Raw genomic sequence first — 10,437 nt, 5'->3', positions numbered from 1 at the left:
TACTGTAGTGCTATGCTTCAACTGTAGCGCTCTAGTCCAGTCCTGTCGAGGGAGTGTTGATTGTGTAGGGGCTCACTTTGACTACTATCGTTTCTGCCCTTACCCAGATGTGACTAAACCCGCCCCAACCCTGTAGAGACGTAGCAGGTTACACCTGAGTTTTGAGTTTTAATGAGGACAGGTGCTTTGAGGAAGAAAATCGGTGCAATGTCCCAAATGTAGAAAAGTAACGCTCCTAGACGGCTATTTAGAGCATCAGTTTGCCGTGAAGTATTGCCAAGAGTGTAAAGGCACCTGGATTCCTGCCAAAGAGTATGAAACATGGCAGGCAAGTCAACCGTCTAATCCGGGAATGCCTGACCTCCCCCCTGAATCACTAAATGTGGATTTTGTCAAGTCCCCTTTCGATACCAAAGCCGCATTATGTCCAGAGTGCCAGCGCTATCTATCTCGCGCTAAAGTTAATCTCAAGACTCCCTTTTATGTGGAACGGTGTTCTAACTGTCGCGGGATTTGGTGCGATTACGGCGAGTGGGACATTCTAGAAAGGTTGGGACTCCATACCATAATTGAGCAACTCTTTACCAACCAATGGCAGACTAAGGCGCGAGAACGGCAACTTTGGCAAAAAGAACGCCAAGCCACGGCTGAAAAATTAGGGAGTGAGTTAGCGGCGCAGGTGATTGAGTTGGGGGAACAGTTAGCGGCACATCCAAATGGCGATTTTGGTGTGGCTTACCTGATGCGGCGCGTCGGCGGCAACTGGCAACAGCATAATCAGAAATAGACTATGGGGATGTCTAATGATCGATGCTATCCTTTATTAAGATAGATTAAGCAATGTAAAGCAATAATCATGTCCAGCGTTTCTACTCCTCAAACCCATCGCGTCGTTGTCATTGGTGCAGGAATTGGGGGGCTAACGGCTGGCGCACTTCTTGCCCGTCGAGGTTACTCAGTGTTAGTCCTCGACCAAGCCTTTGTCCCTGGCGGATGTGCCTCCACGTTCAAGCGTCGCGGCTTTACCTTTGATGTGGGTGCAACCCAAGTGGCAGGTTTAGAACTAGGTGGCATTCATCAGCGAATTTTCGAGGAGTTAGAAATTGACTTACCCACCGCGACTCCCTGTGACCCCGCTTGTGCCGTATTTCTCCCTGGCGAAACTGAACCGATTAACGTTTGGCGCGACCCAGAAAAATGGGCAAAAGAACGGCAACGGCAATTTCCGGGGAGTGAACCCTTCTGGCAACTGATGACCACTTTATTCAATGCCAGTTGGAGATTTCAATCCCGTGATCCCGTATTACCTCCACGAAGCCCCTGGGATTTGTGGCAATTAATCTCAGCGGTGCGTCCAGATACCCTGATTACGCTACCGTTTACGTTTATGACGGTGGGAGATGCGTTGCGCGGCTATCGACTCTATGACAATCAGCGTTTGAGGACATTTCTGGATTTACAACTGAAGCTGTATTCCCAAGTGGGTGCCGATGAAACCGCTTTACTGTATGCTGCAACTGCCCTCGGCGTTTCCCAAGAACCTCAAGGATTGTTTCACCTGAAAGGAAGTATGCAAGTGTTGAGCGATCGCCTGGTCGCCGCCTTGGAGAAATGGGGTGGTAAACTGCTGATGCGTCATACTGTGGAACAGATTCAGGTTTCCAGGGGCAAAGTGACGGGCGTCAAGGTGAGAAATCAGAAAACGGGACAAGTTTGGACAGAATCAGCCGATGAAGTGGTGGCAAATGTGACGGCACAAAACCTGGTTAAGTTATTGGCAAACCAAGCACCTAAGGGTTATCAGTACCGCGTCGATAAATTACCACCAGGATCAGGTGCTTTTGTCATTTATCTGGGTGTTGACCAAAGGGCCATTCCTGCGGGTTGTCCACCTCACCTGCAATTTCTCTACGATTACAACGGTGAGATTGGCGAAAATAACTCTTTATTTGTCTCGGTTAGTCAACCCGGTGATGGTCGCGCCCCAGAGGGAAAAGCCACGATTATTGCCTCCTCGTTTACCGATACCCGAATCTGGTGGCAAGGTTCTCAGGAGGATTATGACCAGTTAAAAGAAGATTATACCCAAGGCGCGATCGCACGGCTAGGTGAGTATTTTGACTTAACTCCAGAAACCATTATCCACCAAGAAACAGCAACACCCCGAACCTTTGCCTATTACACCGGACGCGAGCAAGGAATCGTCGGCGGAATTGGTCAGCGAGTGCCGACATTCGGTCCGTTTGGCTTTGCTACTCGCACCCCGATTAATCACCTATGGTTGGTGGGAGATTCTACCCATCCTGGTGAAGGGACAGCTGGAGTCAGCTACTCAGCATTTACGGCGGTACGGCAAATTCAGGTAATCTAAAGAAAGAGTTTTGTTGGTAGACGGCAATGGGATTAAACCTGTTGGCAATAGAATAGAGACCATAACCTTTGTCGGTTTTGTGTATACATAGTTGTTTGGATTAGGGAAAACTGCCGTGGATGGGGGGAATCAGCAACGAATCTTAGGTTATTTCATCGAAGAGGCGAAAGAACACCTTGACACCCTCGAACAAGGGTTATTGAATGTGCAGGAAAGTGCCCAAAACCCAGAGATGGTGAATGAGATGTTTCGTGCGGCTCATTCGGTCAAAGGGGGGGCGGCAATGCTAGGCTTTAGCAGTCTCCAAAAAGTTGCCCACCGCTTAGAGGATTGTTTGAAGATTCTCAAAGAACATCCCGTTAAGCTTGATCGCCATGTCGAGAGTTTATTCTTACAAGGCTACGACATTCTCAAAGACCTGATCGAACAACTGCAAGGACCCTTTGGTCTCCGGGATGATGAAGCCGATAAAATGGTGCAAGCCGCCGAACCGACGTTCAAGGAATTGCAGACGTACTTGGAACGGTTGATTAGTGGTGGTGAACCAGCAACCGCAGCGCCGGCAAAATCAGCAAAGGGTGGAGCTAAAGCGGCGGGTCAAGCACCTGAGAACTTTTCGGCTCAGGTGACAGGTATCCTCAAGCAAATGTTGCAACTATTCAAACAATCAGAAACACCCGCCAATCGTCAAAAGCTGCAAGAAAATTGTCATCAGCTAGCGAAACTCGCCCAAACGGTTGAACCCTGGCAAGTCTTGGTAAAAAATGCCTCTGATGCGATCGCGAATTCGCAAAATTCGTTCCATACTCTCGCACCTGTGATTATTAAAGAACTCAAACAAGCTAGCGATCAAGTCCAACAAGGAAAAGAAAGTGCTCTCAAGGCAAGTCCAACGTTACAGAAGTTGGCAGCAGCTACCCCCAGCAAAGGCGGTGGTAAACAGATTACGATTACCGTGGAACCCAAAGCGGCAGCTAAAGCGATCGTCAAAGCCTTTGATAAACGGCAACTCACTCAACTGACCAAATTACTGGTTCAAGCCACTCGCACTTCTTCGTAGGTGATATCAAATGCTTCTTGCGCCCAATTATTATTGATATATTGGGCTTCATCGACGATCGCGATTGCCTTCGGCACAAGAAGATAGCTTATCGCACTCTCTTCCCTCAACCTAACCCAAACAGCTATCGCACTCAATCCAAATCCATGCGATCACCTCTGCCTTACGCTTAGAACGCATCATTTAGGTAGAGACGTTGCATGCAACGTCTCTACCTAATAACATGGGGGCAGAGGGACTTGAACCCTCACGACCTTTTACGGTCAACGGATTTTCATTCTCACTGTAGCTTTCGCTACTGCCTTCACTAGCATCTGAGAATTGGACTCTCTCTTTACCCTCGGCTTCACGTTAGGGTAGCTCCCGTCGAGTCTCTGCACCTTCCAATAAGTTTTGAGTTTTGAGATTTGAATGAATTTGTTTTAACTCATAACTCAGCACCCAATACCCTCTTATCGGCTTGGCTCAGGATTGCCTTATCTGTTTTCAGACGTAGGTTTCCCTGAATTTGAGAGCATCCACTTGACAGATTTCTCCATCAAGGCTCAATTTACTTAAGTCCGTAGCGTCTACCATTCCGCCACGCCCCCTTTCGGGTTGTGCTTCAGTATTGAAGTTTACCTCAAAACCTCCGCATTTGTCTATTTGAACATTAAATGGGGCAGATTGGCAACTAGAAAATTTGAGCAGCCTGAACAAGGTAAGATAGTAGGGGCGATAGAAGAGTCTTAGGATAGCCTAGCGTAGGACTATTCAAATCTTGATTCTCCGATCGCCTGTATTCTGTAGACGAGTTGCCGCTATAACGACCATCATGATTGTTGCATTACTCTATCTCACTTTAGGTGGACTCTACCTAGTCGTCGTTCCCTTGATCACGTACTTTTATCTAAAACAGCGCTGGTATGTGGCTAGCTCCTTTGAGCGTAGCTTCATGTACTTCCTCGTCTTCTTCTTCTTCCCTGGATTGTTACTGTTCAGCCCATTCCTGAACTTCCGCCCCAAGAAGCGTCAGATCCAAGCTTAATTGACCAATGCGACGAATTGATGCGATCGGAATTGCCATCGGCGTGTTTGCGGCTGGTGGTATTATGTATATCCTCTTGCAGGTTGCTGGTTTGGACGAGATGAAAGCCGGGATTTGGAGTCAAGCCCTCTTAGTCGGCGGTTTACTCGGCTGGGTACTCACATATCTGTTCCGAGTGGGGACTCACAAGATGACCTATAACCAGCAACTGAAAGAGTACGAGGATGCTGTCTTGCAAAAGCGCCTCGAAGAGATGACCCCAGAAGAACTTGCTCAGTTACAAGCTGAATTGGAACAAGAGTCTGAATAAATCAACCCATGATGAATTGGAAATCCCTGTTCCCTGTTCCCTGTTCCCTGTTCCCTACCGATGACCAAAATTTCCCATTGCTTCGAGACTCTACGCCAACGCTCTGAATGCGCCTTTATTCCCTTTATCACAGCAGGTGACCCGGATTTAGTCACCACGGCTCAAGCTTTGCGAGTCCTTGACAAATCAGGGGCGGATATGATAGAGCTAGGTGTGCCATATTCCGATCCCTTGGCTGATGGTCCGACGATTCAAGCGGCGGCGACACGAGCATTGAAACGGGGGGTACGATTGGATGATGTCCTCGCGATCGCGCAGGAAGCAACCCCCGATCTAAAAGCGCCCATTATTCTATTTACTTATTACAACCCCATTCTCAACCGAGGGATTGAAGTCTTTTTAAAACAAATTGCCGCCGCAGGGATAGCGGGGTTAGTCGTGCCGGATTTACCCTTAGAGGAAGCGGAATCGCTGATCCAGCCTGCGACTGAAATTGGCATCGAAGTCATTTTGTTAGTTGCACCCACCAGTCCCAAAGCTAGAATTGACGCGATCGCCAAAAAATCCCAGGGCTTCATTTACATGGTTAGTGTTACAGGCGTCACTGGGATGAGAAAGCAAGTCGCATCCAGTGTTCCAGATTTACTCCAGGAAATGCGGGCAGTTACTGACAAACCCATTGGCGTTGGTTTTGGCATTTCCCAACCCGAACACGCCCGACAAGTAAAACAGTGGGGCGCAGATGCGGTAATTGTGGGGAGTGCTTTCGTTAACCGTTTAGCTCAAGGAACCCCGACTGAAGGATTAAAAGCGATTGAGGAGTTTTGTCAATCCCTCAAATCAGCGATTATAGATTAGCCTTCTTTTCAGATTTTGCACCGTTGTTGATCCAGAACAAGAAACTCAAGAATTAGAGAGTTCTGGTGACAATGATGGTTCTCTCCATACAATCCGTAGAACGTATGTCAAAAAGATTTCCCGAAAAAATAAGTGGCGTGATTTGGAGGATGCTTATGAATTTCTTTTTGGAGTAAGTATGACAGCTAGGTATTTAAGAGGATTAGAAAAATTAAATCGTACTGCTAGAGAGCATTATTTTCACAACGAGAATATTGTCCAGAAGTGTTTTCAGTTCAGATCTCAATCTGCGGTGGTGGTGGGGTGGACAAAATTTTGCCCACCTTACCGAATTAGGATAAATGTACTCTTGTTCCCAGACGTTCCACCTCAGAGACGTTCCACCGGAACGTCTCTACTAATGAACCTCAACAAAAACGCCGCTGCGAGCAAACTCCTCTTCTTCGGGAGTAAAGTAAGGGGCGTTATCTTCCAGAGTTGGGTCGAAGCTGTAGGCATCTTGCAGGAAGTTTCCTTCTAAAACAGCCTTTTCTAACTCCTTGATGTAGGTGTCAGCCAGCTTACACAACTCTTGGATACCCTGTTCGTCACCTCTGTCCAAAAACTTTTGTAGTCCCAAATGAAATCCCGATAAGCGGGCGGTGGGTTTGAGCATACTATAGATATAGTAAATGCGATCGGTGGTGATGCTGATGTGACGCAAAGTGCGGGCGCGGGTCAACTCGGCATCCAGACTGGGCCAATAGCGGCTGGTGTAGAAGGCTTGTTCATCCCGTTGATACCACTCTTCCGAACGGGCGATGGAGGAGTTCACGGTATTATGCAACTTCCAGAAAAACAGACGCATGGAAGGTCCATCGGTTACTGTAGCCAACTTGTTGTCGAAGGACATACTAAACTGGGTGGCATGGAGTTCCTGTCCCAACAATAGGTACTCCATCGGGTACATATCTACTTCCTTGTTCTGTACCACATAAGCATTCAAGTGATGGCGACAGTAGGGACAAGGGTACATCGTGGCAAACAGTTGGATGAACTCCTTGAAAATCCCGATCAGCTTTTGCTGGACTTCCGGAGATTTGGTGCAAACGATTTCAGCAGACGTATGGAAGAAACGCCAAACCCCTGGTCCGATGTAGTAGGGGAAGCTGACTCGCATTTGAGCATCTTGCACGTAGCTGCGGTTAAGCCATACATCGATAAATGCCACATACTGGGAGAGGGCACCACATTCGCGACCAAACTCCAGACGTTCCCGGCGCTTCTGCACACCGTTGAGGTAGTGGTGACTCAGCCGCCAAGCCTGCAAAATTGCCAGTTTTTGCTGGGGCGTGCAGTTGGGGAATTCTTCGCAAACGTCGCCACCATAGCGATCAAATTCTCCGACAGCTTTAGTCTCTTCGTACAACTGATCCAAGGCGGCTTCGTCGGGATTGGTGTTTTTTTCAATATCATCCGCCGTACAAACACTAAACGCTGCCAGAAGTTTCGGCATGAAGTCTTCGTACCAGTAAGCCACAGGCATCATGGCGCCGTCGATTTCTTCCCGATCATCTTGGAGAATCACTCGGTTCCATTGCTTCAAGTAAGCCTTGGGATCGTCCCCATTCGTTGTGGGTGACGGGGGGTTCAGTTCCCCATTCAATTCCAGTTGGCGCAACCGATTCAGTTCATTGATTGCCAGCACTCCTTCAACCAAATCTCCCAAGTGAAGGTGCTTTTTCTTCATCGTGATGGCGAATTCTACCCCAGCGGCGAATTTCTCGCGAACCGTGGCAGATTTGCTGCGGGTTTCCTGCATCCGCTGCGCCTCCGCTAGCATTTCTGGGGTTTTTTCAATGTTCTGCCAGTTTTTGATCCGATCTTGCAGGCGGGCGTATTCGGCTTCGATGGAATGAATCACCTGATCCAGTACGGGATAGCAAGCCTCTTCCACAATCCCCAAGGCTTTGTAGAAGGTGATCGCAACGCGCACAAACTGGGTGAAATCAGAAATGCGGTAGGGTAAATCCCTTACCCGTAAATGGGTTTCGTGGTTAGCCGAAAAACTTTCCCGGAAGCAGCGATAAGCAGCCCCCTGAATCAATCGAAACAAACCAATTTGCATTTGTAGGCGAGAAGTGCCCCGCTTTCGGGTACAGTCATCCTTAACTTGTTGGGTGAGGATTTCCTCAAGCTTTGTCACCTCCGCTGCCAAATCTTGACTGCTGAGGGTGGTGTCTGCTTCAAAGGATTGTGCCTGTAGGGATTGGGTTGCGGTAACCGAGGACTCTTGATCACCACCTAACCCTTGATTATCTTCGGGAATAACTGGGCAGAATTCTTCAAAGTCAATGAAATCTTCATCGTCGCGATCGCCTTCGGTTAATTCAACGTAGGAATCATGATAGCCATTCGAGGCTTCGTTTTCTTCAGGAACAAGCTGGCAAAACTCTTCAAAGTCGATGAAAGCGTCGCCATCGCGATCAACTTCTTTGATCATCTCTTGCAGTTCTTCATCTGTCAGCCCGAACTTACTCATGACATTTTTCAGTTCGTTGGCGCAAATATGTCCCGAACTGTCCTCGTCGAAAACGCTAAAGGCAAGTCTCAGCCGACTTTCGCGATCGCCTTGTTGAGACACCATCAGGGCTTTGAACTCTTCAAAGTCGATCGCACCGGAACCGTCTATGTCCACCTCTTGCATCATGTCATGCAATTGGGCATCTGTGGGATTTTGACCCAGCGATCGCATGACGGCACTTAACTCCTCCGCAGAAATTTCGCCACTGCCATCTTCATCGAAAACTCTGAAAGCTTGCCAAAGCCTTTCCACCTCGGCTTCGTTCATTGTCTTTGGGTTTTGTTTATTCATTTTTGCCAATTTTAAAGCAAGTTCTCAAACTTCATTCCAGTTTTTCTCTAAAAAACTATAAAACGGCTCATTCGTCAAGTTGACTCAGAAAAGTCTGTGTTGTCCGAATTTAGGGAAGAAAACAAATGATGCCAATCGGGAGAACCTGTTTCGGCTTCTTTCACTTCAAAGGTGACATGACAAGCTTGGGGTTGTTCTAGTGCCTGAAGGCACAGTTCAGCAATATCCTCTCGACTAACTTTCCCTCGGATATTATCGCCTTGTTCAAAGGCTAAATCGTTACCGCCTGGTTCTTCAGTTAAAGCACAGGGACGGATAATCGTATAAGGAATACCACTTTGGCGCACCGCATCTTCTCCCCGTAGCTTCCAGGTGAGAATGCCGCCTAATTGGTCATTCATTCGCACGGCTGGCGGTTCTTCTTCTAAGTTAATTCCGGGACGCCCTGGACGGGTGACTCCAGCAGAACTAATCATAATAAATTGAGGCAAAGTCTGACCATTGTAAGCTTTAATTGTTTCTACTTGTAAGGAAAATGTTCCGGGTTCAAAGTGGGGATTAAGTGCGCCGTCATACTCAAACTTACTCAGCATCAATTGCACAGCGTAAATATGGCTCGGATCAAAAGGTTCAGCATCCTGGAGAGTTTTGGCACGAAATACCGGAATCAGTGCCTCAAAGGGAACCTGAACATCAATCCAGGTATCTTTTTCAGTATCAAACGAGTAGCAATAAGAAATGCCATCCCACCTTGATTCTGTTCGCAGAATAAACTTATAACGTTGTCCATCACCTTTAACGCGCAGTTCCATCCCCTCATATCCGGCTAAATTTAAAGGTGGCTCGAAATTACGGGTGCGAACGGAAACAAAACCACCCGAATTTTTGGTGGATACAGTGCCACTGAATAATGCCGCATTATCCATCAGACGAATTGAGCTTTCACTCACACCGCCCATCACTACGTCATCCACAGCCCCCCAGGTTTCTTTCACATCATCTGAGGGATTTTTGAAATTAAAAATAAGTTGTTTTCCGGGTTCGAGATGATTAGCGGCGACTTGAACTAAATTCTTAATCCCTTGATAGTCTACAATTTCGGGACTATCGACAACTTCTGGCATATAGAATTTGATGCCTTGATAATATTTTTCTCGGGTTGGCGTATCTCCTTCTACAGGTTGCACGCGAACACCTGTGCAACAAATTACTGCTGAGATACCCTCCATCATGACAGGGGTTAAGGTTTCTGGGATAGTGATATCAGCTTCAAATAGTTCCACCTCATCTCCCAGCATTTCCCGCCCTCGTTGAGTATCTCTGACTAAAGCGCGTACCGGATAATTCCGTTCCATCAGACGCCGCACGACTCGCTTCCCAACGCCACCTGTTGCACCGACTACCAATATCTTACCCAATCGTTTTCCTCCACTTTGGCTTGGTTTATGATGTTGTGTATTACCTGAAAATAAGCGTTTTAAACAGCTAATAACAGGGATAACCTCAAAGTAAGCTAATGTTTTGACAAATCTACCAGCATCCCATTGGGAGCGATTATTCTGGGTCATTATCCCCTCCTACACTATTTATTTTTTTCAGTGTACCGAATTTGGCAACGGGGATGAATCCGCTATAGCGATTTACGATTCATCGGGCGGCAAAATGCCCACTTCAGCCATTCGATGGTACTCTTCAATAGTCCACAAGCGCAGTTTGACGGGGGGTTGAGTTTTTGGCATAACTTTTCTGGCTAAGATTGACCCATGGTTATCAATAATTTGAGGATTCATCGTTTATTGTAATCACTTCTCTCCCAGCTAGCCATATCGTTTACTGTGCCTTGATGGATACTTGGTATTGAGCTTCTCGAAATACTCATCGGTCACGGTTTCAGTTCTAGAGTTGACAATCACGGATTTTCCGGTAGTTTAGTATAAAATGCTCGAATCTGGACTTG

At 47.3% G+C, this 10,437-nt stretch carries 9 protein-coding genes; 6 read left to right on the top strand and 3 right to left on the bottom strand.

The annotated features are described in order from the left end of the window. Window positions 1-202: 202 nt before the first annotated feature. The 6 genes from ACLFWI_RS03925 (at window position 203) to trpA (ending at window position 5,626) form a co-directional block, all read left to right on the top strand. A complete protein-coding gene (locus ACLFWI_RS03925; protein WP_446411830.1) occupies window positions 203-787 on the top strand; it encodes a TFIIB-type zinc ribbon-containing protein in 585 nt (194 codons plus the stop codon). A 69-nt stretch (window positions 788-856) separates the two neighbouring features. Beyond that, window positions 857-2,371: a C-3',4' desaturase CrtD gene (gene crtD / locus ACLFWI_RS03920; protein ID WP_446411829.1), complete on the top strand. Its 1,515-nt coding sequence runs from the start codon at window positions 857-859 to the stop codon at window positions 2,369-2,371. A gap of 115 nt (window positions 2,372-2,486) precedes the next feature. Continuing rightward, window positions 2,487-3,431: an Hpt domain-containing protein gene (locus ACLFWI_RS03915; RefSeq protein ID WP_446411828.1), complete on the top strand. Its 945-nt coding sequence runs from the start codon at window positions 2,487-2,489 to the stop codon at window positions 3,429-3,431. Between the two features lie 814 nt (window positions 3,432-4,245). Next, entirely contained in the window at window positions 4,246-4,458 is a 213-nt protein-coding gene (gene ndhL / locus ACLFWI_RS03910; RefSeq protein WP_446411827.1) for an NAD(P)H-quinone oxidoreductase subunit L, read from the top strand. A 7-nt stretch (window positions 4,459-4,465) separates the two neighbouring features. After that, a complete protein-coding gene (locus ACLFWI_RS03905) occupies window positions 4,466-4,768 on the top strand; it encodes a DUF3007 family protein (protein WP_446411826.1) in 303 nt (100 codons plus the stop codon). A 60-nt stretch (window positions 4,769-4,828) separates the two neighbouring features. Next, window positions 4,829-5,626, top strand: a complete 798-nt coding sequence (gene trpA / locus ACLFWI_RS03900) for a tryptophan synthase subunit alpha (RefSeq protein ID WP_446411825.1) — start codon at window positions 4,829-4,831, stop codon at window positions 5,624-5,626. Between the two features lie 397 nt (window positions 5,627-6,023). On the opposite strand, the gene ACLFWI_RS03895 is transcribed toward trpA, so the two are convergent. The 3 genes from ACLFWI_RS03895 to ACLFWI_RS03885 all read right to left on the bottom strand — a co-directional run bounded on the left by ACLFWI_RS03895 (window position 6,024) and on the right by ACLFWI_RS03885 (window position 10,270). After that, window positions 6,024-8,456, bottom strand: coding sequence for an EF-hand domain-containing protein (locus ACLFWI_RS03895; RefSeq protein ID WP_446411824.1), 2,433 nt, complete (start codon window positions 8,454-8,456; stop codon window positions 6,024-6,026). A gap of 98 nt (window positions 8,457-8,554) precedes the next feature. Further along, window positions 8,555-10,048: a CIA30 family protein gene (locus tag ACLFWI_RS03890; protein ID WP_446411823.1), complete on the bottom strand. Its 1,494-nt coding sequence runs from the start codon at window positions 10,046-10,048 to the stop codon at window positions 8,555-8,557. A gap of 72 nt (window positions 10,049-10,120) precedes the next feature. Continuing rightward, window positions 10,121-10,270 (bottom strand): hypothetical protein, encoded by a 150-nt coding sequence (locus tag ACLFWI_RS03885; RefSeq protein ID WP_446411822.1) that lies wholly within the window; start codon window positions 10,268-10,270, stop codon window positions 10,121-10,123. Window positions 10,271-10,437 lie beyond the last annotated feature (167 nt).

The organism is Coleofasciculus sp., from assembly GCF_046539235.1.
In the GTDB taxonomy this organism is placed as follows: domain Bacteria; phylum Cyanobacteriota; class Cyanobacteriia; order Cyanobacteriales; family Coleofasciculaceae; genus Coleofasciculus.
This window is presented reverse-complemented; position numbering and strand designations above follow the sequence as displayed.

What these genes read in the sequence shown, in the direction of transcription:
- crtD (WP_446411829.1), top strand. Translation starts at nt 857, where the DNA reads ATGTCCAGCGTTTCTACTCCTCAAACCCATCGCGTCGTTGTCATTGGT.
- ndhL (WP_446411827.1), top strand. Translation starts at nt 4,246, where the DNA reads ATGATTGTTGCATTACTCTATCTCACTTTAGGTGGACTCTACCTAGTC.
- ACLFWI_RS03905 (WP_446411826.1), top strand. Translation starts at nt 4,466, where the DNA reads ATGCGACGAATTGATGCGATCGGAATTGCCATCGGCGTGTTTGCGGCT.
- trpA (WP_446411825.1), top strand. Translation starts at nt 4,829, where the DNA reads ATGACCAAAATTTCCCATTGCTTCGAGACTCTACGCCAACGCTCTGAA.
- ACLFWI_RS03895 (WP_446411824.1), bottom strand. Translation starts at nt 8,456, where the DNA reads ATGAACGAAGCCGAGGTGGAAAGGCTTTGGCAAGCTTTCAGAGTTTTC.
- ACLFWI_RS03890 (WP_446411823.1), bottom strand. Translation starts at nt 10,048, where the DNA reads ATGACCCAGAATAATCGCTCCCAATGGGATGCTGGTAGATTTGTCAAA.
- ACLFWI_RS03885 (WP_446411822.1), bottom strand. Translation starts at nt 10,270, where the DNA reads ATGAATCCTCAAATTATTGATAACCATGGGTCAATCTTAGCCAGAAAA.